Annotated in this window: 27 protein-coding genes and 2 pseudogenes; 15 read left to right on the forward strand and 14 right to left on the reverse strand. The window is 73.5% G+C overall.

Features of this window, described 5'->3' with window-relative positions; genetic code table 11:
- Window positions 1-59 precede the first annotated feature (59 nt).
- On the reverse strand, window positions 60-788 hold the full coding sequence (locus FHX46_RS11355; RefSeq protein ID WP_167113142.1) for an ArsR/SmtB family transcription factor: 729 nt from the start codon (window positions 786-788) through the stop codon (window positions 60-62).
- Between the two features lie 47 nt (window positions 789-835).
- Here FHX46_RS11355 and FHX46_RS11360 point away from each other — a divergent pair, with 47 nt between their 5' ends.
- The 3 genes from FHX46_RS11360 to FHX46_RS11370 all read left to right on the forward strand — a co-directional run bounded on the left by FHX46_RS11360 (window position 836) and on the right by FHX46_RS11370 (window position 4,805).
- Window positions 836-2,074: an MFS transporter gene (locus FHX46_RS11360; protein WP_167113144.1), complete on the forward strand. Its 1,239-nt coding sequence runs from the start codon at window positions 836-838 to the stop codon at window positions 2,072-2,074.
- Window positions 2,075-2,375: 301 nt separating this feature from the next.
- Window positions 2,376-3,293 (forward strand): AurF N-oxygenase family protein, encoded by a 918-nt coding sequence (locus FHX46_RS11365; RefSeq protein WP_167113146.1) that lies wholly within the window; start codon window positions 2,376-2,378, stop codon window positions 3,291-3,293.
- Between the two features lie 6 nt (window positions 3,294-3,299).
- On the forward strand, window positions 3,300-4,805 hold the full coding sequence (locus FHX46_RS11370) for an FAD-dependent oxidoreductase (RefSeq protein ID WP_167113148.1): 1,506 nt from the start codon (window positions 3,300-3,302) through the stop codon (window positions 4,803-4,805).
- A gap of 20 nt (window positions 4,806-4,825) precedes the next feature.
- On the opposite strand, the gene FHX46_RS11375 is transcribed toward FHX46_RS11370, so the two are convergent.
- Window positions 4,826-5,101, reverse strand: coding sequence for a DUF1905 domain-containing protein (locus FHX46_RS11375; protein WP_167113150.1), 276 nt, complete (start codon window positions 5,099-5,101; stop codon window positions 4,826-4,828).
- A 117-nt stretch (window positions 5,102-5,218) separates the two neighbouring features.
- Between FHX46_RS11375 and FHX46_RS28800 the strand changes: the two genes are divergently transcribed.
- From FHX46_RS28800 to FHX46_RS11390, 3 genes are all read left to right on the forward strand, one after another.
- Window positions 5,219-5,485, forward strand: a complete 267-nt coding sequence (locus tag FHX46_RS28800; protein ID WP_208400111.1) for a J domain-containing protein — start codon at window positions 5,219-5,221, stop codon at window positions 5,483-5,485.
- A gap of 96 nt (window positions 5,486-5,581) precedes the next feature.
- Window positions 5,582-7,084 carry an alpha/beta hydrolase gene (locus tag FHX46_RS11385; RefSeq protein WP_167113152.1) on the forward strand — a complete coding sequence of 501 codons (1,503 nt, stop codon included), beginning with the start codon at window positions 5,582-5,584 and terminating at the stop codon, window positions 7,082-7,084.
- A gap of 74 nt (window positions 7,085-7,158) precedes the next feature.
- A complete protein-coding gene (locus tag FHX46_RS11390; RefSeq protein WP_167113154.1) occupies window positions 7,159-8,022 on the forward strand; it encodes an SAM-dependent methyltransferase in 864 nt (287 codons plus the stop codon).
- Window positions 8,023-8,064: 42 nt separating this feature from the next.
- Here the strand turns inward: FHX46_RS11390 and FHX46_RS11395 are convergent, their stop codons facing one another.
- A complete protein-coding gene (locus FHX46_RS11395) occupies window positions 8,065-8,481 on the reverse strand; it encodes an MOSC domain-containing protein (protein WP_243871257.1) in 417 nt (138 codons plus the stop codon).
- A 74-nt stretch (window positions 8,482-8,555) separates the two neighbouring features.
- On the opposite strand from FHX46_RS11395, the gene FHX46_RS11400 reads away from it, so the two are divergent.
- From FHX46_RS11400 to FHX46_RS28805, 4 genes are all read left to right on the forward strand, one after another.
- Window positions 8,556-8,855 (forward strand): hypothetical protein, encoded by a 300-nt coding sequence (locus FHX46_RS11400; RefSeq protein ID WP_167109607.1) that lies wholly within the window; start codon window positions 8,556-8,558, stop codon window positions 8,853-8,855.
- Between the two features lie 86 nt (window positions 8,856-8,941).
- Window positions 8,942-9,391 carry a DoxX family protein gene (locus tag FHX46_RS11405; RefSeq protein WP_167113156.1) on the forward strand — a complete coding sequence of 150 codons (450 nt, stop codon included), beginning with the start codon at window positions 8,942-8,944 and terminating at the stop codon, window positions 9,389-9,391.
- 29 nt (window positions 9,392-9,420) lie between these two features.
- Complete coding sequence (locus FHX46_RS11410; protein ID WP_167113158.1) at window positions 9,421-9,690, forward strand: hypothetical protein; 270 nt, start codon at window positions 9,421-9,423, stop codon at window positions 9,688-9,690.
- The gene (locus FHX46_RS28805; protein WP_279589447.1) at window positions 9,675-9,806 is read left to right on the forward strand and encodes a hypothetical protein; all 132 of its coding nucleotides are present in this window, start codon (window positions 9,675-9,677) and stop codon (window positions 9,804-9,806) included. The genes FHX46_RS11410 and FHX46_RS28805 overlap by 16 nt, the downstream gene beginning before the upstream one ends.
- Window positions 9,807-9,825: 19 nt before the next feature.
- Here the strand turns inward: FHX46_RS28805 and FHX46_RS11420 are convergent.
- Window positions 9,826-9,990 (reverse strand): annotated as a pseudogene (locus FHX46_RS11420) (LLM class flavin-dependent oxidoreductase); the annotation flags it as partial.
- A 100-nt stretch (window positions 9,991-10,090) separates the two neighbouring features.
- Complete coding sequence (locus FHX46_RS11425) at window positions 10,091-10,978, reverse strand: SDR family oxidoreductase (RefSeq protein WP_167113159.1); 888 nt, start codon at window positions 10,976-10,978, stop codon at window positions 10,091-10,093.
- Between the two features lie 137 nt (window positions 10,979-11,115).
- Between FHX46_RS11425 and FHX46_RS11430 the strand changes: the two genes are divergently transcribed.
- Window positions 11,116-11,997, forward strand: coding sequence for a LysR family transcriptional regulator (locus FHX46_RS11430; RefSeq protein WP_167113161.1), 882 nt, complete (start codon window positions 11,116-11,118; stop codon window positions 11,995-11,997).
- A gap of 19 nt (window positions 11,998-12,016) precedes the next feature.
- Here FHX46_RS11430 and FHX46_RS11435 read toward each other — a convergent pair whose 3' ends face one another.
- The 3 genes from FHX46_RS11435 to FHX46_RS11445 all read right to left on the reverse strand — a co-directional run bounded on the left by FHX46_RS11435 (window position 12,017) and on the right by FHX46_RS11445 (window position 13,828).
- Entirely contained in the window at window positions 12,017-13,033 is a 1,017-nt protein-coding gene (locus FHX46_RS11435) for an LLM class flavin-dependent oxidoreductase (protein ID WP_167113163.1), read from the reverse strand.
- Window positions 13,034-13,144: 111 nt separating this feature from the next.
- The gene (locus FHX46_RS11440; protein WP_167113165.1) at window positions 13,145-13,531 is read right to left on the reverse strand and encodes a hypothetical protein; all 387 of its coding nucleotides are present in this window, start codon (window positions 13,529-13,531) and stop codon (window positions 13,145-13,147) included.
- 3 nt (window positions 13,532-13,534) lie between these two features.
- Window positions 13,535-13,828: a helix-turn-helix domain-containing protein gene (locus tag FHX46_RS11445; protein ID WP_167121395.1), complete on the reverse strand. Its 294-nt coding sequence runs from the start codon at window positions 13,826-13,828 to the stop codon at window positions 13,535-13,537.
- Between the two features lie 122 nt (window positions 13,829-13,950).
- Between FHX46_RS11445 and FHX46_RS11450 the strand changes: the two genes are divergently transcribed.
- Window positions 13,951-14,379: a DUF6292 family protein gene (locus tag FHX46_RS11450; RefSeq protein WP_313886095.1), complete on the forward strand. Its 429-nt coding sequence runs from the start codon at window positions 13,951-13,953 to the stop codon at window positions 14,377-14,379.
- Between the two features lie 57 nt (window positions 14,380-14,436).
- Here FHX46_RS11450 and FHX46_RS11455 read toward each other — a convergent pair whose 3' ends face one another.
- The 5 genes from FHX46_RS11455 to FHX46_RS11475 all read right to left on the reverse strand — a co-directional run bounded on the left by FHX46_RS11455 (window position 14,437) and on the right by FHX46_RS11475 (window position 19,124).
- A complete protein-coding gene (locus FHX46_RS11455) occupies window positions 14,437-14,811 on the reverse strand; it encodes an STAS domain-containing protein (RefSeq protein WP_243871258.1) in 375 nt (124 codons plus the stop codon).
- Between the two features lie 87 nt (window positions 14,812-14,898).
- On the reverse strand, window positions 14,899-16,149 hold the full coding sequence (locus FHX46_RS11460) for an MFS transporter (protein ID WP_208400112.1): 1,251 nt from the start codon (window positions 16,147-16,149) through the stop codon (window positions 14,899-14,901).
- Between the two features lie 29 nt (window positions 16,150-16,178).
- Entirely contained in the window at window positions 16,179-16,988 is an 810-nt protein-coding gene (locus tag FHX46_RS11465; RefSeq protein WP_167113169.1) for an IclR family transcriptional regulator, read from the reverse strand.
- 200 nt (window positions 16,989-17,188) lie between these two features.
- Entirely contained in the window at window positions 17,189-18,433 is a 1,245-nt protein-coding gene (locus tag FHX46_RS11470; protein ID WP_167113171.1) for a DUF3500 domain-containing protein, read from the reverse strand.
- Between the two features lie 10 nt (window positions 18,434-18,443).
- Window positions 18,444-19,124 (reverse strand): FadR/GntR family transcriptional regulator, encoded by a 681-nt coding sequence (locus tag FHX46_RS11475; RefSeq protein ID WP_167113173.1) that lies wholly within the window; start codon window positions 19,122-19,124, stop codon window positions 18,444-18,446.
- Between the two features lie 60 nt (window positions 19,125-19,184).
- On the opposite strand from FHX46_RS11475, the gene FHX46_RS11480 reads away from it, so the two are divergent.
- Window positions 19,185-20,051 (forward strand): fumarylacetoacetate hydrolase family protein, encoded by an 867-nt coding sequence (locus FHX46_RS11480; RefSeq protein ID WP_167113175.1) that lies wholly within the window; start codon window positions 19,185-19,187, stop codon window positions 20,049-20,051.
- A 55-nt stretch (window positions 20,052-20,106) separates the two neighbouring features.
- Window positions 20,107-21,627: a bifunctional 3-(3-hydroxy-phenyl)propionate/3-hydroxycinnamic acid hydroxylase MhpA gene (gene mhpA / locus FHX46_RS11485; protein ID WP_167113177.1), complete on the forward strand. Its 1,521-nt coding sequence runs from the start codon at window positions 20,107-20,109 to the stop codon at window positions 21,625-21,627.
- Between the two features lie 97 nt (window positions 21,628-21,724).
- Here the strand turns inward: mhpA and FHX46_RS11490 are convergent, their stop codons facing one another.
- A complete protein-coding gene (locus tag FHX46_RS11490) occupies window positions 21,725-21,961 on the reverse strand; it encodes a hypothetical protein (protein ID WP_167113179.1) in 237 nt (78 codons plus the stop codon).
- 100 nt (window positions 21,962-22,061) lie between these two features.
- On the opposite strand from FHX46_RS11490, the pseudogene FHX46_RS11495 reads away from it, so the two are divergent.
- Window positions 22,062-23,010: pseudogene (locus FHX46_RS11495) on the forward strand (SDR family NAD(P)-dependent oxidoreductase).
- Window positions 23,011-23,054: the final 44 nt, after the last annotated feature.

Genomic DNA, 23,054 nt, shown 5'->3' on the forward strand with positions numbered 1-23,054 from the left:
CCCGGCCTGCCCTCGGGCCAACCCCGGGTACCGGTCCAGTATTCCGCCGCCCGCACCGGTCAGCCTGCCGCCGCCCGCGGCGTCAGGTCCAGCCCCGGCAGCAGCTCGGCGAGACGCCGGCCGGCGCCGGGCCGGAGGGTGAGGGTGCGGCCGTCCGCGTCGACGTCGACGATGCCCTCTGCGCGCAGCCCGGTCAGGATCGCGTGGCCGAGCGCGCCGCCCAGGTGCGGGCGGCGCAGGGTGCGGTCCAGGCAGCTGGTCGCCGTCTTGCGGCGGCTCGCGGACAGCGCGGCCGGGTCGATCCGCCAGCGCCCGAGCACCTCGGCGGCCCGCGGGCCGAGCTCCAGCTCGTCGGTGTCGTCGCGGCGGCGCAGCGCGTCCGCGGCGAGCAGGTGGTCGAGCACGGCGACGCCGAGGCGCCCGGCGGCGTGGTCGTAGCAAAGCCGTTCCGGTGGCGCGGCCGGGCTGGGCAGGGGCAGCGCTCCGCCGGCGTAGTCGGCCAGCGCGTCGAGCACGACCGTGATCGCGGGGTCGGCCAGCCGGTAGGTGACGTGCCGCCCGCTCTGCTCGGTGGTGACCAGCCCGGCCTGGCGCAGCTTCGCCAGGTGGTTGCCCAGGCGCGCCGGGGTCACGCCGAGCACGTCGGCGAGCTGGGTCATCCCGTGCGGCCCCTCGTGCGCGAGCAGTTGCAGCACGGTCAGCCGGATCGGGTCGGCCAGCTCACGGGCCAGCCCGGTCACCGTCGCCACCACCGGTTGCTCGGCGCTGGTCCATCCGAGGGAGGTCACGGAACCGACTCTACCATCGACTTTCACATTTCACGGATACGTGATAGATGTCAGTGATGGAGATGCTGCGCCGGTACTGCCGCGACCAGATCCCGCCGCCCGGCCCGTTCCGGGTACTGGCCCTCGGCGGGCTCGTCACCACCGCCGGCGGGGGCGCGTGGTACACGACGTGGGCGGTCTACTTCACGACCGTCGCCGGGCTGTCCGCGCCGCTGGTCGGTGCCGGCCTGACGGTCGCCGGTGCCGCGGGCCTGCTGGCGGCGACGCCGGTCGGCGCGCTGGCCGACCGGCTTGGCCCCCGGGAACTGCTGATCGCCCTGATCGCGGTGGACGGCGTGTCGATGGCGGCGTTCGTGTTCGCGCACCACGCCGTCGTGTTCCTGGCGGTGGCGCTGGTCAACACCACCGCCGACCGGGCCATCGCCGGGGTCCGCACCGCCTACGTCGCCGAGCTGGCCGGTGAGCAGACCCGCGTCGCGCACCTGGCCCGGCAGCGGGTCGCCAGCCACCTCGGCTACACGATCGGCGCCGCGGGCGGAGCGGTCTGCCTGACGCTCGGCAGCCCGGCCGCGTTCCACACGCTGATCGTGGTCGACGCCGCGACCTCGCTGGCCTGCGCGGCGCTGCTCACGCGGGTGCCGGCGGTGCGGCCGGCCGTCCGGGAGCACCGGCCGCGGACCCTGGTCGCCGATCCGGCCTTCCTCGCGGTGGTGGCGTCGACCGGGCTGCTGTCGCTGTGCTGGGGACTGGTCTCGACCGCGCTGCCGCTGTGGCTGGTGCGCGGCACCCACCTGCCACCCGGTCTCGCCGGGGTCGTGGTGATCGTCAACTCGCTCGGCGTGGCCCTCCTGCAGGTCGTCGCGAGCCGTGGCTGCACCGGCGTCCGCGGGGGTGCCGTGCGGGCGGCGTGGTCGGGTGCCGCGCTGGCCGCGGCGTGCCTGCTGTTCGCCGCCACGAGCGGTGGCAGCGGGGTTCTCGCCGCCGGTCTGGTGCTGCTCGCCGCGGCCGCGCACCTGGCCGGTGAGCTGTGGTTCATCGCCGCCAAGTGGGCGCTCACGCTCGGTCTCACCCCGCCCGGCGCGACCGGCCGGTACCAGGGGCTCGCCGCCTCCGCCCAGGCCGGGGCGCAGATGATCAGCCCGGCGCTGATGACCTTGCTCGTCGGTGCCTGGGGGCGGCCCGGCTGGTTCGTCCTCGCCGCCCTGTTCCTGGCCGCCGGCGGGGCGACGTTCCCGGCGGCGCGGTGGGCCGCGCGCACCCGGCCGCGCCTCACCGCACCCAGCTGACCGCCCGACCCGGCAAACACGCCGCCGGGACGGGCAAACACGCCGCCCGAACGGGCAAACACGCCGCCGGGACGGGCAAACACGGGCGTGTTTGCCGCTCCGGGCGGCGTGTTTGCTGCTCGGCGCGCGGTGTTTGCTGCTCGGCGCGGCGTGTTGGCCGCCGGAGGGCGCGGCACCGGGTGCGGTCGGCGGGGGCGGTCACGTCGAGCGCCCCGGTGTCCCGGCTTGCGTCCGCGCCCAGATGTGTTACCTTGGGTAACTGTAAATCGAGGTAACAGGCAGAGGTGTCAGGGAGGGTGCCATGACCAGCGTCGGGACGCACGAGCATGCGGACACCGGGCAGCCTGACCGCGAATCGGTCGCGCAGCGGTTGCTCGACTCGTCCGAGACGTTGTCCTACGACCCCGTCAAGGAGGTCGACTGGGACACCCCGCTGGACACGAGCTACCACGGCGCGAGCCCGGAGTGGAGCACCCTCTACGGGACCGCGTACTGGGCCGAGATGACGCCCGAGCAGCAGCGCGAACTGACCCGGCAGGAAGCCGCGTCGGTCGCGAGCACCGGCATCTGGTTCGAGATGATCCTGCAGCAGATGGTGCTGCGGGACTTCTACGCCAAGGACCCCACCGCCCCGGCGTTCCAGTGGGCGCTCACCGAGATCGCCGACGAGTGCCGCCACTCGATCATGTTCGCGCGCGGCGCGGCGAAGCTGCGCGCCCCGGCCTACCGGCCCCGCCGCCTCGCCGTGGAGCTGGGCCGGGTCTTCAAGTCGACCGCCACCGGCGAGGCCGCCTACGCCGCGATCCTGGTCGCCGAGGAGGTCCTCGACGTCATGCAGCGCGACTGGATGCGTGACGAGCGGGTGGTGCCGTTCGTGCGCACGATCAACAACATCCACGTGGTCGAGGAGTCGCGGCACATGAAGTTCGCCCGCGAGGAGACCCGCGAGCGGCTCAAGGGTGCCGGGCCGCTGCGCCGCCAGTACAACGCGCTGGTCGTGTCCATCGCCGCCTACTTCATCGTGAGCAGCATGGTCAACCCGAAGGTGTACGCCAACGCGGGCCTGGACACCCGGCGTGCCCTGCGCGAGGCGAAGGCCAACGAGCACCACAAGGCGATGCTGCGCTCCAGCTGTGCCGGCCTGATGGAGTTCCTGAACTCCGCCGGGCTGCTGACCAGGGCCGCGGCCGTCTTCTACAAGCGCGCGAACCTCCTCTGAGACGTCATGGCCTTCGCGATCACCCAGACCTGCTGCACCGACGCGTCGTGTGTGGCGGTGTGCCCGGTCAACTGCATTCACCCGGCCCCGGACGAGCCGGACTTCGGGACCACCGAGATGCTCTACATCGACCCGCGCAGCTGCATCGACTGCGGCGCCTGCGCCGATGCGTGCCCGGTCGACGCGATCTTCCCGGTGGAGGGCCTCACCGAGTCGTTGCGGCCCTACGCCGGGATCAACGCCGGGTACTTCGACGCGGAACCGGTGGCCGCCGATCCGGCGCCGAACTTCCACGCGTGGGGTCCGCCGGTGTTCGACCGCGCCATCCCCAGCGACTTCCCGGCGCTGGACGTCGCGGTGGTCGGCACCGGGCCGGCCGGCATGTACGCGGTCGAGGACCTGTTGCTGCACACCAGTTCCCGCGTCACGCTGATCGACCGGCTGCCGGTCGCCGGCGGGCTGGTGCGCTACGGGGTGGCGCCCGACCACCCGTCCACCAAGAAGATCGGGGAGACCTTCGCCCGCTACCACCACCATCCCCGGCTGCGCCTGCGGCTCGGGGTCGAGGTGGGCCGTGACGTCACGGTGGACGAGCTGGCGCGCCGGCACGACGCCGTGATCTACGCGGTGGGCGCGTCCGCGGCGCGGCGCCTCGGGGTCGCGGGGGAGGATCTGCCCGGCAGCGTCGCGGCGACCACCGTGGTGGCCTGGTACAACGGGCACCCGGACGCCCCGCCGGATCCGGTCGACCTGTCGGCCGGCCGCGTCGTCGTGGTCGGTACCGGTAACGTCGCGCTGGACGTGGCGCGCATCCTGACCACGGACCCGCGGAAGCTGGCCGGTACGTCGATCTCGCCCGCCGCACTGGAGCGGCTGAGGTCGAGCCGCGTGCGCGAGGTGGTGCTGCTCGGCCGCCGCGGTCCGGAGTCCGCGGCCTACACCACGCCGGAACTGCTCGCGCTCACCCGGCACGAGGACATCGAGCTCGTGGTCGACGCGCACGACCCGCGGGTCACCGAGGCGATCGACACGGCGGAGCGGGCCGCGCTGCTGCGCGACCTCAAGCAGGAGACCGTCGACTGGGCCGCGCCGCCGCCGGAGTCCGGGAAGCGGCGCATCGTGCTGCGCTTCCACTCCGCGCCGGAGGAGATCCTGGGCCCGGACCGGGTGTCCGGGCTGCGGGTGTCCGGTGACGTCGTGATCCCCGCGGGTGCGGTGGTGCGCGCCGTGGGGTACCGGGGTACGCCCCTGCCCGGGCTGCCCTTCGACGAGGACAGCGGGACCGTTCCGCATGACGGCGGACGCGTGGCGCCCGGGACGTACGTGGTGGGCTGGGTCAAGCGGGGACCGTCCGGCGGGATCGGCGCGAACCGGGCGTGCGCGCACGAGACGGTGAGCAGCCTGCTCGACGACGCGATCGCCGGGCGGCTGCCCTCGAGCGGCCGCAAACCCGGGCTGCTGTCCCGTCTGGCGCGCCGCCCGCCGGCGCGCGCCGGGCACGAGCGGCGCTGACGCGGCGGCTCACCGCCGGGTCAGCCCAGTCGTTCCTCGAGCCGGACGTGCACGGTGTCGCCGGTGTCCTTGCCGATCGCCCGGCGCACACCGGCCCGCACCGGTAGTTTGTGCGTGCCGTCGCCGAGCGCCATGAACGAGCTGCGGAACGGGTGCCCGTCGATGGTGCCGCGGACCTTCACCAGCCCGCGGGTGCCGAAGTAGTCGGCGGAGCCCGGCATCACCACGTAGGTCCAGCCGCCCTTGGCGGGACTCTTCCGCAGGGTCGCGTCGAACTCCTTGTCCAGTGCCGGCATGGCGTCCTCCTCGCCCTCGGTTTCCCATTGTCACCGGAGACGTCGAAACCGGCGCCGGTGTTTCGACACCGGAACCCGGCCGGGGCGGGCGCCGTTGTGACGGCAGGGGTGGTGTGGATGGACCCGTACGCGGTGCTCGGCGTCCCCCGCGATGCGACGCCGGCTGAGATCGCCGCGGCCTACCGGCGGCTGGTGCGCGAACTGCACCCGGACGCGGCCGATCCCGACCCCGACCGGCTCGCCGAGGTGCTGGCCGCCTACCGTGCGCTGCGGGAGCGGCCCGTTCCGCCGGCACCGCCGCATCCACCCCGGCCGGTGCGGCGCCGGCCCTCGCCCGGGGAGCCGGACATCCGCGCCGGCCCGGTCCGCTGGGAGCGGTGGTGAATCGACCCTCCCGGTCGGCGGTTGACCGCATCCGGTTGAATGCGTGTGCAGCCGACATACTGGGGATTTATCGTGAAAAGAATTCGCCATCTGTTGATGGTGGTCCTGCTGGCGTGCGGGCTGCTGGCCGTGACCGCGCCCGTCCACGCCGAGGACCTCGCCGACCAGGCGCCGACCCCGTCGCTGGCGTGGGCCGGCTGCGGCGACGGTTTCCAGTGCGCCACCGCCCAGGTCCCGCTGGATTACCAGCACCCCCGTGGACGCACCATCGACCTGGCCCTGATCAAACTCGCCGCCGCCGATCCGGCGCGGCGGATCGGCACGCTGTTCGTCAACTTCGGCGGGCCCGGACCCTCCGGGGTGGAGCGGTTGCGCCTCCGGGCGAAGTGGCCGTGGCTGTTCTCCGACGAGCTGCGGGCCCGCTTCGACCTGGTGGCGTGGGACTCGCGGGGCGTCGGCGCCAGCACGGCCGTCCACTGCTTCGCCACCAAGCGGGAACAGCAGGACTTCTTCGCGGCGTTCCCCGCCATGCCCGGGGACCCCACCGGCGAGCCGGCCTTCTACAGCGCCTCCCGCGATCTCGCCGACCGGTGCCAGGCGCAGGCGGGCGACCTGCTGCCGCACACCTCGTCCGTGGACACCGCGCGTGACCTGGATCTGCTGCGCCGCGCGGTCGGGGACGCGAAGCTGACCTACCACGGCATCTCCTACGGCACCCACATCGGCGCGATCTACGCCAACCTGTTCCCGAACCGGGTGCGCGCCCTGGCGATGGACGGCTCGATGGACTTCCAGGGCAGCGCCGGCGGCCACGGCGACGCCGGCCGCACCCTGCCCGTCGACACCAGGCAGGACGTCGCCACCGGTATCGCCGAAACCTTCGAGCAGTTCCTGGGCCGGTGCGCGGCCGCCGGGCCGCGGTGCGCGTTCTCCTCGGGCGACGTGCACGCCAAGTGGGCCACCCTCGCCGAGCGCGTCCGGCGCGAGCCGGTCACCATCACCGTCGACGGGCAGCAGGTCACCTACGACTACTCCGCGCTGATCTCCGCCGCCTCGGATCTGTCCAAACCGGAGGATTGGCCGGCGCTGGCGCGGACGCTGCAGCAGCTCTACGACACACCGGGAAGCGCTTTCCGCGCGCGGTCGGACACCTACTCGAACAACAGCACGGAGGCGTTCAACGCGATCCAGTGCGCGGACAGCGTGGTCCCGCGGAACGAGGCGGTCTACAGCCGCCTCGCCGTCAGCGAGGACAAGCGGGTGCCGTATTTCGGCCGGATCGGCGTGTTCGACATGATGTCGTGCGCGTACTGGCCCCAGTCGGCGGTGCGCCCGTACACCGGGCCGTGGAACCGGCCGACCGCGAACCCGATCCTGGTGATCAACAGCCGGTTCGACCCGGCGACCCCGCTCGCCGGGGCGATCGACGGCCTGCACGAACTCGCCGACGCTCGGCTGCTGGTGGTCGAGGGCGCCGGGCACAGCACGATGTACGTGCACAGCACCTGTGCGGAAAAGGTCAAGCGCGAGTACCTGATCGCGGGCACGCTCCCGGCGCCGGGCGCGACCTGCGGGATCGACGGGGGGCCGTTCGGCTAGCGGCTCCCGCCTCGCCGGGATGTCGCTAGTATCGCGACATCGGTGTCGATCTCGCATGGGGGAAGCAGGCAGGAATGGCGAAGTCCCGGTTCGAGCAGTTCCCGATGGAAGGCGTCGACCTGGACCACCCGAACGTGGCCCGGGTGTACGACTACTACCTCGGCGGCAAGGCCAATTACGCGGTCGACCGGGTGTTCGCGGAGAAGGCTCTGGCGGCCTTCCCGTTCGTGCGGCCCGCGGCGAAGGCGAACCGGCTGTTCCTGCACCGCGCGGTGCGGTACCTGGTCAAGCAGGGGGTGCGGCAGTTCATCGACGTCGGGTCGGGCGTGCCCACCATGGGCAGCACCCACCAGGTTGCCGACGAGCTGGACGACACCACGCGCGTGGTCTACATCGACAACGAGCCGGTCGCGGTGGCGCATTCGCAGATGTTGCTGGAGAAGGGCGGCGACCCCGGCCGGCACGGTGTGATCCAGGCCGACCTGCGTGACCCGGACCTGCTGTGGCGCAAGGTCGCCGAGACCGGGGTCATAGACCTCACGCAGCCGGTGGCGCTGTTGCTGATCGCGGTCCTGCACGTCACCCAGCCCGGCCCGGACGGCACGGACGTCGGTCCGGCCGCGGTGGCGCGGTACCGGGAACTGCTCTCGCCCGGTTCGTACCTGGTGCTCTCGCACGGCACGGCGGACGGGGTGCCGGAGAGCCGCGCCCGGGAGATGGCCGAGTTCGGCAAGATGTACGACGCCACCGCGACACCGGTGATCTGGCGGCCGCGGGCGGAGATCGAGGCGCTGTTCGGCGATCTGGAGATGGTGGAGCCCGGCGCGACCTGGACGCCGCTGTGGCACCCGGAGGAGAACGGCGAACACGCTCCCGACGTCCAGTTCGCCGAGCCCAACGACTCGGTGGTGTGGGCCGGGGTGGCGCGCAAGCGCTGAGCCAGCACACGGGCCGGCAGCGGCGGCACCGGCTCGCGCGCTTCACCCGCCGCGGAGGACCCGCAGGGTCGCCGCGCCGAGGCGGAGGGCGCCGTCGTCGAGGGGCACGCACCGGACCCCGCCGTGGCCGCGAAGCCCGCGGAAAGCGCCGGGCGCGAGCGCCACGTCCATCCACGCACAGGGATGCGCCGGCCGGTGCGCCTGGAACCGGACCGGTCCGCCGCCGGAGTCGAGGCTGAACACCGCGCCCGCGGCGGTGCGCGTGTGGGCCAGGGCGTCGACCTCCGCCCCGCGCAGCACGATGTTGCGGCGGGTGCGCGCCGGGTCCGGCGCGGCGTCCAGGCGGAGGTCCCGGACGAGCGCGTCGAGTGCTTCGGCGGCGAACACGGTGACCGCGGCCTGCCGGTGCGCCGGACGGTTGAAGTAGCGATCCCCCACCAGGCCCAGACCGGCGCGCACGGCCACCTCGGCGCGCGCGACCGGGGCCGGGTCGGGGCGGGGCGGGGCCCGTCGGCCGGGCGGCTCTCGAAGGCGTGCACCGGGGAGACGACGAGCGCGACGATCTCGACACGCACCTGCGCTCGTACGCGGGGCTGTTCCTGTCCGCCGTGGGCAACGCGAGCCTGCGCGGCCAGATCACCGACGCCTTCCCGGCCTTCACCGGCACCCACGTCGCCATCGCATCGCCCTTCCCGCGCTGGTGTGGCTCCCGCTTGCTCGGCGAAATCTCGGCGTACTCGATACGCGCGGGCCGGGCGCTGGGTGCGCGCACGCGCCGACGCCACGACGAAGGGTGCAGTCGAACCTTCCCGCGGATCGGCGATGAGCGGTGATGCGCATCACGGCACCTGGACTGCGATCGGCTCAGCTTCTAGCTTAGGTAAGCCTTGCTTAAGTAAAGCGTTTGAAGGAGTCTCCCATGCCCCTCCGCCTTTCGCGCACCGGCAACCTCACGACTTACGCGCTCACCGTGTTCCGGCTTGTGGTCGGCCTGCTCTTCGCTTGTCACGGCGCAGCCTCTCTCTTCGGCATTTTCGGAGGCGCGGTTGGCACCAAGGGTGGCGCAGTCGCCATCGGCGTCTGGCCCTCCTGGTACGCGGCAGTGATCCAGCTCGTCTGCGGGGTGCTGGTGATGACCGGTCTGTTCACCCGCCTTGCGGCACTCATCGCGTCCGGATCCATGGCCTACGCGTACTTCGTCGTCCACCAGTCGAACGGCCTGCTGCCGCTGCAGAACAAGGGCGAAACCGCGGCGCTGTTCTGCTGGGTGTTCTTCCTGCTGGTGTTCACGGGTCCCGGCGCGTTCGCGCTCGACACGCTGCTGCGCCGTCGTGGCGCCCGCATCGAGGCAACTGCCGCCACGGCGTGAAGCCGCGCAACCGGTGCATGCGGTACCACATGGTTACCAGCAGCACGGAAAACCCGCGGGGGCCGGCGGGTTTCTGCTGTGCGGGCCGGGTGTGGCGGGACGGTCGTTGCGGTACCAAGACCGACAACCGGTCGGCCACGACCACGGTCGGCGCCCGCCCGCGGAGGGCGTCGACCGTGGCCCGGTGCTCCGGTGCAGCGGACCACCGGCTGGCCGGCAAGGAATTGGTGCGGGTCGACAACATCGCCGGCGAGCCGCTGCCGCGCGTGCCCGGAGAGCCGGAGTGGGAGCCGTTCTGACGACCGTCCCGCTGGAGGACGTCGAGCCGAGTCACGTCGTGGCCACCCGCGCCGGGGATCGCAGCCGGCTGGTGGCCGCGTTCCGGCGGATCGCCGAAGCGCTGCTCACCGGCTGACTCCGGCTGCTCTGCCCGGCTACGCCGGCTGCCGGCCGAGTTCGGGTCCGAGCTTGGTGGCGATGTTGGTGAGGGCCTGCACGTAGTCGTCGTGCTCGAAGGTGAACGGCAGCGCGAACGCGACCTCGTCGACCTCCAGGTCGGGTGCGAACAGCAGGCGCCGCGGGCCCTGTGGCGCCGCCGTAGGACGATCGCGGCGTCGACCAGGGCGCGTGGCGATGGGGCGTTGCCGAAGGGGACCGGCAGGAACGCCCCCGGCCGGTCCGAGGTGTGTGGCAGTCATGTCATCCCTTGAAGTAGTGGCCGTCTTCGAGGTCCGCGATCAGTCCCGGGTGCACGGGTTCCCAGCCCAGGTCACGCCGCGTGCGCTCGCTCGAGGCCGGCACATCCATCGCGAACACGGCGCCGACGAACCCGATCTGCTCGGACAGTTCGGCGGGCGTCGCGGCGGTCACCGGCACGCCGAGGTGCCGCCCGATCACCTCCGCGACGGCCCGCACCGGCACGGCCTCCTCGCCGATGCCGTGCAGGCGGGCTCCCGCCGCTGCCTTCTCCAGCGCCAGCCGGAACAGCCGGGCCGCGTCGAACCGGTGCACCGCCGGCCACCGCCCGGCCCCCGGGTGCCGGGAGACGCCCGCCCGGCGGGCGGCGGCGATCAGCTGCGGCACGAAACCCCGGTCGCCCTCGCCGTGCACGGACGGCGGCAGCCGCACCACCGACGCCCGCACCCCGCGCCCGGCGAACGCCAGCGCGACCTCCTCGTTCGGGAATCGGGGCGCGAACGTGCCCGGCGCCGGCACGGTCTCCTCGGTGACCAGCTCGCCCGGGGCCAGCCCGGCCGTGCCCGAGGCGATCACGAGCGGACGGCCGCTGCCGGCCAGCGCCTCGCCCAGGGCCCCGATCGCGCGCCGGTCGGTGTCCACCGCCGCGGTGAAGGCGGTGAAATCGTGGACGAAGGCGGTGTGGATCACGCCGTCCGCGCCGTCCGCACCGGCCCGCAAGCTGTCCAGGTCGTCGAGCGAGCCCCGGTGAACCGCGGCGCCGGCGGCGGTGAGCTGCGCCGCACTCCGATCCGAGCGAGCCAGTCCCACCACCTGGTGGCCCGCGCCGAGCAGCTCACGGACGACGGCGCTACCGATGAACCCGGTGGCGCCGGTGACGAACACACGCATGCGCACTCCTCGCGAATCCGGCCGGGATCCTTCCCCGGCCGCCGCTTCCACCGTGCTCGCGCACCGAGGGCGCAGTCCAAAGCTTGTTCCGGATCCGACGATACGATCCGGGCATCACCCCAGGTAGACTGTGTTCCATGGCGGAACACGCGGACCTCGACCTGCGGCTGGTCCGGTACTTCGCCGCGGTCGCCGAGCACCGGCACTTCGGCCGGGCCGCCGCCGCGCTGCACATCACCCAGCCGTCCTTGAGCCGGCAGATCCGCGCTCTCGAGCAGCAGCTGGGCGCCCGCCTGCTGGACCGCACCCCGCAGGGCACCCGGCTCACCGGAGCCGGCGAAGTCTTCCTGCCGCTGGCGAAGGACCTGCTGCGCGCGGCCGCCCGCGCCGCGGGGCGCACCCGGGCCGCCGCCAGGCCGGACCGGATCACCCTCGGCTACAGCGCGAACCTGATCATCACCCCGGCGGTGCGCGAGTTGCGCCACCGGCATCCGGGCGCCGAGGTGCGCACCCAGCACCTGGCGTGGAACGACGTGGCCGCCGCGCTGCTCGAGCACCGGGTGGACGCGGCCGTTGGCCGGATGCCGTTCGCCACCGACGGGCTGCACGTGACCGTCCTCCACGACGAGCCCCGGGTGCTCCTGGTGCCGCGGGACCACCGGCTGGCCGGCAAGGAGTCGGTGCGGGTCGACGACATCGCCGGCGAGCCGCTGCCGCGCGTGCCCGGCGAGCCGGAGTGGGAGGCGTTCTGGCGCATCGACCCGCGTCCGGACGGCAGCCGGGCGCCCGACGGCCCGGTGATCACGTCGATGGAGGACAAGCTCGAGCTGATCGCCGGCGGCGAGGCGATCGCGATCGTCCCTGGCGGTCACCGCCTCGAGAGCCTGCGTCCCGATCTGACGACCGTCCCGCTGGAGGACGTCGAGCCGAGCCACGTCGTGCTGGCGACCCGCGCCGGGGATCGCAGCCGGCTGGTGGCCGCGTTCCGGCGGATCGCCGAAGCGCTGCTCACCGGCTGAGTCCGGCTGCTCTGCCCGGCTACGCCGGCTGCCGGCCGAGTTCGGGTCCGAGCTTGGTGGCGATGTCGGTGAGGATCTGCACGTAGTCGTCGTGCTCGAAGGTGAACGGCAGCGCGAACGCGACCTCGTCGACCTCGCGGAAGGCGGGATCGGCGTGCAGCCGGCCGGCGATCTCGGCGGACGTGCCGACCAGGTCGGGTGCGAACAGCAGGCGCCGCGGGCCCTGTGGCGCCGCCGTGCGGGGCGTGCGTTTCGCCGCGTACTCGGTGTACTTCGCGCGCTGGGCGGGGGTGGCGGAATCGGTGGGGATGACGACCAGGCCCTGCGAGACCCGGGCGCGGTCGCCGTCGGGGTGGTGCGCGCGGAACTCCCGGACGAGGGACAGCTGGATGTCGGCGAAACCGGCCGGCTCCTCGGCCTTGACGACGTTGCTGGTGAGGAAGTTCAGGCCGTTCTCACCCGCCCACCGCGCCGAGCGGAGGCTGCCGCCGCCGTACCAGAGGCGGCCGGCCAGCCCGGGGGAGTGCGGCTGCACGCGGTCGGAGTAGACCTCGAAGCCCTCGGTGCCGCGGAAGGTGGTGACGGGTTCGCCGCGCACCGCGTCGAGCAGGCGGCGCACCCGCCGGTAGCCGAAGTCCTCGGCGTCGGCGGTGTCCGGGTAGAGGGCGTGCTTGACGTCCTCCCAGTGGGTGGGCGGGCCGGCGGACAGACCGGGGTTGAGGCGGCCGCCGGAGAGGATGTCGACGGTCGCCAGGTCCTCGGCCAGGCGCAGCGGGTTCTCCCACCCCATCGGGATGACGGCGGTACCCAGCGCGATGCGGCGCGTGCGCTGCGAGGCGGCGGCGAGTACCGCCACCGGCGAGGAGATGCCGTGCTGCAGGTGCCGGTGCCGTACCCAGGCGCTGTCGAACCCGAGCTGCTCGCCCAGCTCGATGACCTCCAGGGTGGACTCGTGGCCCGCGCGCGGGTCGGTCTCGTCGAACAGGCCGATGGTGAGGAAGCCCAGCTTGCGCAGGGGCTGCGAGGGCAGTGGCACGTCGTCCTCCCGGGGTCCGTGCGCCCGATTCTGGCAGCGCGGCCCGCGTGGACGGCGAGCTTCCCACAAGGTGGTCGCCGTGGGCGGCGGGCTCCGCCCACGGCAGCGGGTTCAGCGGGCGCCGACGACGTCCGGCACCGGTGCCGCCGGCGCGGGTGCCGGCGGCAGCTCGGCATCGAAGCGGGTGAACTCGAACCGGACGTCGCTGCGGTCCGGGCCGCACGGCGTGGCCGTGATGACGCCCGCCGTCTCGACCGCGGACAGCTGCGCCAGCAGGCGCGCCAGCCGGTCGGGAGCCGCGGGGGCCTCCTGGTCGGTCTGCACCACGGTGCGGTGCAGCGGCCCGTTGTCCATCGGGACCGGCAGCGCCACCGTCAGCAGCCAGCGCCCGGGCTTGCCGGACAGCGAGGGGGTGCGGTGGTTGGCGATCCCGACGACCTGATCGGCCCGGACCAGCCCGTCGCCCAGCGTGCGGATCCAGACGTTCTCCAGAGCCATCCCTCAAGCCTCCAGTTCGGTTTCCGTCGGATCGGTCGGCTCGCCCAGCCGGCGCCGGAGTTCCGCGTTCTCGGCGCGCGTCTCGGCCAGCTGGTCCTCCAGCCGGACGATCCGCTCCGCCGCGGCGAGGGTCATCCCGTCGTCGAACAGCTCGCGGAGCCGCGCGGCCAGCCGCAGCTGGCGGCGCGAGTAGCGGCGGTGGCCGCCGGACGAGCGGTGGGGCTGGACGACGTCGGCGGCATCGAGGCTGCGCAGGAACGCCGGCTGCACGTCCAGCGCGTCCGCCGCCTGCCCCATGGTCCAGGCGGGGTAGTCCTCGTCCTCCAGCTTGTCTATAGCCACGTCTCGATTCTATCTGTTGCACCTGCTTGACTCAATCTATAGTCGAAACTATAGATATTTGCGGGAGGTGAATGCAGGTGTTCCCGGTTCTCGACCCGCAGAGCAAACCGGCGCGGGGCCTGCGCCGGTACGTCGGGCTGATCGAGGAACTGCTCGGACTGAGCGGGCAGGGTTCCTGCGTGCAACTGGACGCGCCGCTGAGCGCGTACCTCGCGATCGACGGGCACGTGCCCGCGTTCCCCGAGCGGGACGTGGCCCTGCTGTGGGACGAGCGGTACGGCTGGGCCGTGGCGGTGGAGGCCCGCTGCGGTGAGGACCTGCTGGTGCTCGGCTACCTGGGCGGCCCGGTGTTACCGGCGCCGCGCGTGGTGGCGCGGTACGTGCGGCGCGTGCTGGACGGCGGCCCGGCGGGCAGCCCGGAGCCGGAGGTGGTCCCGGCGCCGGATCTGCACGACGAGCTGGCGGCGTACGCGCCCGCCGCCGACGTGTTGCTGGCGGTGGGCTGACGCGCGACGCGCACGGCCCGGCGCTTTCACGCCGGTGCGCCCGCCGCTGGACGCGCGTCAATCCGCGTCCTTGAGCGCGTCGTCCAGTGACGGATGGACGTCCAGCAACTCCCGCAGATCGGTGAACGCCGGGGCGCGGCGCACGGCCGGCCCGGCCACCACGCGCAGCCGGGCCGGGGCGGCCTCGCGGTGGGTGGTGGCCAGCAGGCCCAGCCCGCTGGAGCTGACGAACCGCAGTTCCGACAGGTCCAGCACGAGCAGCCGCGGCCGGTCCACCAGCGCGAGCCGGATCAGGCGGCGCAGCTTGGGCAGCGTCGCGAGGTCGAGCTCGCCGGTCGCGGTGAGCACGACGTCCGGACCGCGGTGCTCCGCGGACACGGTCATCGTGCGCGCCGGCGCGGCCAGTCCGGGATCGTCGCTGGGTGGTGCCATCCGCCCATCATGCCCACGGAGCCCGGATTCGGCAGCGGAGTCGTGACACCGCCGGACGACCCCTTGTGGGGCGGGTTTGCCGTGGGGTCACCGGGGTATCGGCGCAGCGGGAGTGTCTTCCTTGCGGGACAACAGGAACAGCGCGGTCACCGCGACCAGGCACACTCCGGCGGCGACGGCGAACGTAGCGAACAGCGCACGCGCACCGCCCGTGCCGATCGCGATTCCGCCCAACGTGGGACCGAAGAACGCGCCCACGAACGAGGTTCCGTTGGACCAGCCGAGTGCCGCGGCCCGGGCGGGCGCCGGGAACACCGTGGATGTCGTGGTGTGCACCAGGTTCATCGTCGAGTGACCGCCGATGCCCATCAGCGCGATGCACAGCGCGGCGGTCACCGCACCGGTGGGCAGCGTGAGCATCCCGGCCAGGCCCGCGATCGTGCACGTGCCGGTCACGACGGCGATCCGCGCGCTGCCGCGGCGGTCGGCGGCCCACGCCGTCCCGAACGAGCCGAGCACGGCCGCGCCGGTCAGCGCGAACGTGAACAGCAGTGCGCCGCGCAGCGAGAACCCGAGGTCGATCATCGCCTGCGCCGCCCACACGTTGAGCCCCTGCCAGGCGATCATGTTCGCGATGACCGCCCCGGCGACCGCGAGCGTGATCCACTTGCCGCGCCCGGCGACCAGGACGGCGAGCTTGCGGCGGCCGCTCCACGCCGGTTCCGCCGCCGCCCGCGCCGGGTCGGCCGGGATCCGCAGCGGTGCGAGGACGGCGAAGATCAGCACGCTGAGCGCGGTACCGACGACGAACATCGCGCGCCAGCCGAACGCGGGCAGCACCGGGATCGCCAGCAGCGCGGCGACGACCCCGCCGAGCGGGATCCCGGCCATGGTGATGGTCACGACCAGCGACGCGCGCCGGGCGGGCGCCTGGTCACGGGCGATGGTCATCGCGGTGGTCAGGGCCGCGCCGACGCCGAGGCCGTTGAGCAGCCGGGCGAACCCCAGCAGCGTGCCGTTCGTCGCGACGGCGAAGGCCAGCGCGCCGAGGCCGAAGACCGCGATGCCGGTGGCGAGGGTGCTCTTGGCGCTGGTGCGGTCGGCGAGCACGGGGGCCAGCAGCGCGCCCAGTACCGCGCCGAGGTAGACGACGCCGCCGATCAGCCCGGTCTGGTCGGCGGTGAGGCCCAGGGAGGGGTCGGCCAGCAGCAGCGGCACCACCGAGCCGTAGACGATGAGGTTGTACCCCTCGATGACGGTGACGATCATGCAGACGGCGACGACGACGTGCCGTGGTGCCGCGGGCGCCCCGGTGCGGGGCGGGTTGGCCAGCTCCATTGGTGTCCCTCCGGCGGGTGGTGGCGGTCTCAGGGTGCGGGGGTGGCCGGTCCCGCAGAACCGGTCCGTCCCGGTTCCCGGGACAGCAGGCACGCCCGGCGCAGGTCCAGGGCCGCGGCCACGTCGATCTCCGCGTTCACCCGCTGCAACCCCCGCACCACGGCCGCGAACTTCGCGGCGAACGCGTGGCTCGGCATCACCACCGCGACCGCCTGCCACGTCCCGCCCGGGCCGGGGCGGGTGGTGGCCACCGCGGAAATCCCCTGATCGTGTTCCTCCAGGTCCACTGCCACGCCGGTCCGGCGCACGGCCACCAGTTCGGTGAGCAGGACGTCCCGGTCGGTGATCGTCGCCGGGGTGAACCGGTCCAGGCGCGGCGGCAGCAGCTCCGTCACCCGCGCGTCCGGCAGCCGGGCCAGCAGCGCCTTGCCGATGCAGCTGGCGTGCAGCGAGAAGCTCTTGCCGACCTGGGTGACGCCACGCAGCCGCGCCGGAGCGGCGATCTGGTCGACCACCACGACCTCGCGCCCGCTGAACACGGCGAGCTCGACCCGCTCGTGCAGCTCGCGGGCGAGCGCGACCAGGTCGGGCCGGGTCGCGGCGAGCAGCCGCAGGTGGCTGTTCATGCCGAACTTCAGCAGCGCCGGCCCGAGCACGTACCCGGACTGGTCCGGCTCGTGCGCGCGCACCACGTACAGCTCGCGTTCCAGGCACTGCAGCACCCGGTGCACCGTGGACCGCGGCAGCCCGGTGCGGACCGCCAGCTCGGTGACGGTCAGCCCGTGCCGGCTTTCCGCGAGGGTGTCCAGCACCAGCGTGACCCGCGCGAGATCGGCCATCTCAGCGGGTCCGGGTCGCGGTCAGCGAGCGGATGCGCCACCCACCCTCGGCGTCGGGCAGCGCGTCTTCGCCCAGGGTGGTGAGTCCGGGATCGGGGTGGAGCACCCGGCGAGTGTAGTGAGCCGACCACGGTCCGCGACCGCGCGCCTGCACGATCAGGCTGCCCACGTCGTGCCGGTGCGGCGCCGGGCCGTCGCGCTCACCCGTTCCGGTCCTGCCAGGCACGGACGTACGCGCGCCCGTAGTCGTTGCCGTGCGGGGTGCGCAGCACGGTGTGGATGTGGAACGGTTTGGGCGTGTCGTAGTCGAGGAACACGCCGCAGTGGTGGTCCAGCTCGGCGATCACCACCGGGGACTGGATGCGGTAGTAGAACACGTCCCCCGGCTGGTACCCGCCGATCCAGCAGAACCACATCCGGTCCAGGTGCTCGCGCACCTCGCGCATCCGGGCGGCGCGCGGCCCGGCGGGCAGCAGCGACACGAACGACCCGACGATCGCCAGCGCGGTCTCCCGCGCCGCGGGCGGCATCGCGGCGACCCGGACGCCCTCGGCCGGGATGACCCGGTTGTCCTGGAAGGCGCCGGCGAGGTGCCGCTCGTCGCCCGGGTGCACCCGGCCGGGCGGCATCGCCGGATCCACCATCTGCTCGTACACCACGGCCGCGCGCCGCTGGTCCGCCGGCAGCGCCGCCATCAGCTCGGTGCCCAGGCGGATCCGGTCGGTGCAGGCGGTGGTGCCCGCGTGCGGGCCCTCGTCGATCTCGTTCGGCTCGGCACCGAGGAACACCGGGCTGACCACCATCCGTCCCGCCACGACCAGGCAGTTGACCGCGCAGTGGTGCCCGAACAGCTGCCAGCCCCACGGCCGCACCGGGTGCGGCTCGCCGTAGAGGGCGATGTGGTAGCTGAACTCGTTGAGGATGCTCGCCAGGCCGACGACCTCGCCGAGGAACCCGTTGATCCGCATCACGTCGCGCACCAGCTGGAAGCCTTCGGGTGACAGCGAGGCCCGCACCAGCTCCAGCGCGGCCCGCTGCACCTCCGGCGGCTGGAATTCCAGCCGGACGCCGGTGTCGAACTGCAGGAATTCCGGGTTGGCCCAGGTCTGCCACTCGACCGCGTCCACCGCGTACCGCAGTTTGCCGCGGCCCTCCTCGTCCAGGGCCGACACCAGGGTGCGGGCGGCGGCGATCATCGCCTCGACGGGCGCCTCTTCGCCCGGCGGGGCCGGCTCGAACGCGTGGACCCCGGGGTGCAGGGTGCCGTCCTCGGTGACACCGCGGAACTGCTGTAGTTGCAGCGGCCGCCAGCCGCGGATCAGGCCGCCGGTGAACGGGCCGGTCTTCGCGGCCTCGGCGTAGGCGTAGGCGTCCATGCCCTTGATGCTCGTGATGCGCGGGGAGTCCGGCGGGAACAGGTAGCGGCGGAATTCAGCGGGAGACATCGGCGGCTCCTCAGTCGGTGGTGTGGTGCCGGGCGACGGCGGCGCGCACGGCCGCCTCGTCGCCGGCGGCGATGGCGTCGACCAGGTCGGCGTGGACCTGCAAGCGGCGGGCGCGGTAGGACCCGTCGGCGGGGCCGGACAGGTTCGGTTCGGTGGTGGACAGGTGCCCGAGCGTGCCCAGGTAGACCGCGCGGGCCATCGCGTTCGGGCACAGCGCCGCGATCTCCTCGTGCAGCGCCCAGTTCGCCCGCACGAACTCGCCCCAGGACCCGGCGGCGGCCATCGCGTCCAGCCGGGACCGCAGGCGCGGGACGTCCGCGGCGGTGCGGCAGCGCGCGGCGCCGACGTCGATCAGCTCCTCCAGGTGGTTGCGCAGCTCGATCGCGTCCGCGACCGCGGACGGTTCCTCGCGCACCGCGAGCAGGGTGCGCCGCATCCGCACCACCGGGCCGGCCTCGGCGGCGAACAGACCGCCGCCGCGGCCGGGCTTGATCGCGAGCACACCGCGGTCGCGCAGCAGCCGGATGGCCTCGCTCACGGTCGCCCTGGCCAGCCCGGACTCCCGGCGGATGTCCTCGATGGTGCCGACCGGCTCGCCCGGTGCGAGGGTGCGGATGCGCTCCTCGAGCAGGGCGGCGAGCTGTTCGGCGCGGGTGCGCCCGCCGGTGGACAGGCCCGTCAGCTTCGTCATAGTGCTATTCAAGCATAAAAGTTCTAACCTTTAGGAGCTTTTGGCGCGAAGGAGCAGTGGATGCGGATCGTGGGAGTGGCGGACGGCGGCGGAATCACCGTGGGCAGCCTCGCCGGGGACGGGTCGGTGACCCTGATCGCCGGGCTCGAGGAGTTCTGGGCCGCTCCGGCGGGCTGGCTGGCCCGGCCACCGGCCGGGGAGCGGGTGCCGAAACCGCGGCTGGTGCCGCCGGTGCTGCCCGGGGCGCGGGTGATCTGCATCGGGCTGAACTACCGCGAGCACGCCGAGGAGGGCTCCTACCGCGACGCCGGGCTGCCCGAGCACCCGACGCTGTTCGCGCGCTGGACGCAGTCGCTGACGGTGGGCGGCGCGCCGATCCCGGTGCCGCGCGACGAGGAGGGCCTGGACTGGGAGGGCGAGATCGTGGCGTGGGTGGGCCGCTCGCTGGCCGACGCCGACCCGGAGACCGCGCTCGCCGCCGTGGTCGGGTACTCGACGTTCAACGACGTCACCGCCCGCCGCGCGCAGAAGCTGACCTCGCAGTGGATCCTCGGCAAGAACGCCGACTCCTCCGGTCCGCTCGGCCCGATGGTCCCCGCCGCCGAGGTCGGCGACCTGCGCGACGGCCTGCGGGTCCGCACCCGCGTCAACGGCGAGATCGTGCAGGACGGCAACACCACCGACATGGTCTACCCCGTCGGCGAGACGCTGGCGCACATCTCGCGCACGTTCACCCTCCGGCCCGGCGACCTGCTCGCCACCGGCACGCCCGCCGGGGTCGGGTACGCCCGCACCCCGCAGTGGCTGCTCCAGCCGGGTGACGTGGTCGAGGTCGAGGTGGACCGGCTCGGTGTCCTGCGCAACCCGATCGTGGGGCCCGGGCACCGGCTGCTGTCCCGGGAACCGGGACAGCAGGGGGCCGCCTGACCGCTGCCCGCGCCTATCTTCCCCCGGTCAGGCAAACCAGGACCGGGAGGTCGTCGTGGACTTCGACGTCGCAGTCGTCGGGTACGGGCCGGTGGGCAAGCTCCTGGCGATCCAGCTGGGCCGGCGCGGGCACCGGGTGGTGGTCCTCGACCGCAACGAGGCCGACTACCCGTTGCCCCGCGCCGTGACCCACTGCTCGGACGTCGCCCGCATCCTGCAGTCGGTGGGGCTGCCCCCGTCGGCGATCCCGGACATCACCGAGCCCTACGACGACCTGTACGTGTGGCGCAACGGCGACGGCGAGACGCTGGTCGAGGTGGACTGGAGCGGGCGCGGCGAATCCGGCTGGTACAACACGTACTTCTTCAGCCAGCCCGCGCTGGAGGCGCGGCTCGACGCGATCGCCCGCGGCCTGCCGTCGGTGCGGGTGCTGCGCGGGTGGGAGGCGACCGGCCTCGACGCCGCGGCGGGGACGGTGACGGCCCGGCGGGGCTCCGAGCGGACGACCCTGGCCGCGTCCTGGATCGTCGGCGCCGACGGCGCGAACAGCCGCGTCCGGCAGTGGGCCGGTGCCGGCTGGCACGACGAGGGCTACTTCCACGACTGGCTGGTGGTCGACGTCAAACCCGGGCCGGAACTGGTCTTCCCGCACATCGCCGGCCAGTCCTGCGACGTGCAGCGGCCCGCCACCATGGTGCCGGGCGGTCCGGGACGGCGGCGCTGGGAATTCATGCGGCTGCCGCACGAGTCCACGGCGGACCTCGACCGTACGGCGAAGGCCTGGGAGCTGCTCGCGCCGCACGGCGTCACCCCGGACAACGCCGAACTGGAACGGCATTCCACGTACACGTTCCAGGCGGGCTGGGCGCGGCAGTGGCGCGCAGGCCGGGTGCTGCTCGCGGGCGACGCCGCGCACCTGATGCCGCCGTTCGCCGGGCAGGGGCTCGGCGCGGGCGTGCGGGACGTGATGAACCTGAGCTGGAAACTGGATCTGGTGCTGCGCGGGCTCGCCCGGCCGGAGCTGCTGGACACCTACGGCAGTGAACGGTCGCACCACGTGCAGGCGTTCGTGCGGTTCTCGGTGGAGCTGGGCAAGGTCATCTGCATCACCGACCCGGCCGAGGCCGCGGAACGGGACCGCAGGCTGATCGCCGAGCGGGCCGCGGGCGGGAAGCCGCCGGCGCCGCCGCGACCGGGGCTCGGCCCGGGCGTGCACGCCGGTGCGGCGGGTGGGCGCCTGGCCGTGCAGGGCCGGGTGTCGGCCGGCGGGGTGACCGGCCGGTTCGACGACGTCTTCGGCGGGCCCGGCGCCCTGATCGCCCGCGACTCGCGCGCGCTGGCCGGGCCGGACCTGACGGCGCTGGGCATTTCCCCGGTCGCGCTGGACGAGGTGGCCGATGTGGACGGCACCTACACCCGCTGGCTGTCCGAACTGGACGCTCCCGCGGTCCTGGTGCGGCCCGACTTCCACGTGTTCGGCGCGGGCGATCCGGCGTGGCTGGCGGCGCAGTTCGTGGCGGCGGTCCAGGGGCAGCGCGACGCCGCGCCGCGCGCGGTGCCGGTGGCCCGGCAGTGAAATGCCCCGCCGCGGGCCGCGGCGGGGCCAGGAAGAGATCGCGGATGTGTCAGGGAAATGTCGTGCGCGGTGTCCCTCCTTTCCTCGATCGCCAGGGTCATCGCGCTCCCGGAGGTGAGCGCTGATGCCGCCACAGCTGCACCCGCGCCCGGCCGCGTGGGCGGCCGGCCGGCGGGGGGAGTGGGCACGGTGGGCGGCGCGGGCGCTCGTCCGCGGGCTCGGCGCCGTCGCCGAAACTGGCGTCGATGATCGCGGCGAACTCCTCGTGCAGCAAGTCCGGGTCCGCGCACACCAGGTCGGCGAACTCGAGCTCGTCCAGCACCGTGTCCGGCATCGCGACTCACTCCCGTGGAAGCTCCGCGTCCACACCGCTGATGTCATATGTGTAGCGCGCACTGTAGATTCAGTCAAGCATCTGATGGAGAAATCGTGAGTTGACCGGTTTCGGCGCGACCACCACCGCAGCCGAGGTCCTGCGGGGCATCGACCTGACCGGCAGGCTGGCGGTCGTCACGGGCGGCTACTCCGGCCTCGGCCTGGAAACCACCCGTGCACTGGCGAACGCGGGGGCGCACGTCGTCGTCCCGGGCCGCCGGCCGGACGCGGCCCGAGCGGCGCTCGGCGGCCTCCGCCGAGGTGGACGAGCTGGACCTCGGGGACCTCGGCAGCGTCCGGGCGTTCGCCGAGCGGTTCCTGTCCTCCGGGCGGCGCATCGACATCCTGATCGGCAGCGCCGCGATCATGGCCTGCCCGGAAACCCGCGTCGGCCCCGGCTGGGAGGCGCAGTTCGCCACCAACCACCTCGGGCACTTCGCGCTGGTGAACCGCCTGTGGCCGGCGATCGCCCCCGGCGCGCGGGTGGTCTCGGTGTCCTCGCGCGGGCACCACTTCTCCGGCATCCGCTGGGACGACCTGTGGTTCGGTCGCGGCTACGACAAGTGGCAGGCCTACGGGCAGGCCAAGACCGCCAACGCGTTGTTCGCGGTGCGCCTGGACGAGCTGGCGGAACCGTCCGGGGTGCAGGCGTTCTCCGTGCACCCGGGCAGCATCCTGACCCCGCTGCAGCGGCACATCCCGCTCGCGGAGCAGATCGCCAACGGCTGGGTCGACGAGCACGGCAACCCGGCCGGTGACGGGTTCATGACACCCGGGCAGGGCGCGGCCACGCAGGTCTGGGCCGCGACGGCCCCGCAGCTCGCCGGGATGGGCGGGGTGTACTGCGAAGACTGCGACATCGCCGAGCCGGCCTCCGGCGAGCCCGTGCCGTCCGGGCCCGGGCGGCCCGGCTTGTTCCAGGGCGTGCGCGACTGGGCCACCGACCCGGAGCAGGCGGAGCGGTTGTGGGCGCTGTCGGCGGAGCTGACCGGGGTGAACGCGTTCTGACGCGCGCCGGCCCGGCCACCCCGGACGGCGGCCGGGCCCGCACC

This window comes from Amycolatopsis viridis (assembly GCF_011758765.1).
GTDB classification, from domain to species: Bacteria; Actinomycetota; Actinomycetes; order Mycobacteriales; family Pseudonocardiaceae; genus Amycolatopsis_E; species Amycolatopsis_E viridis.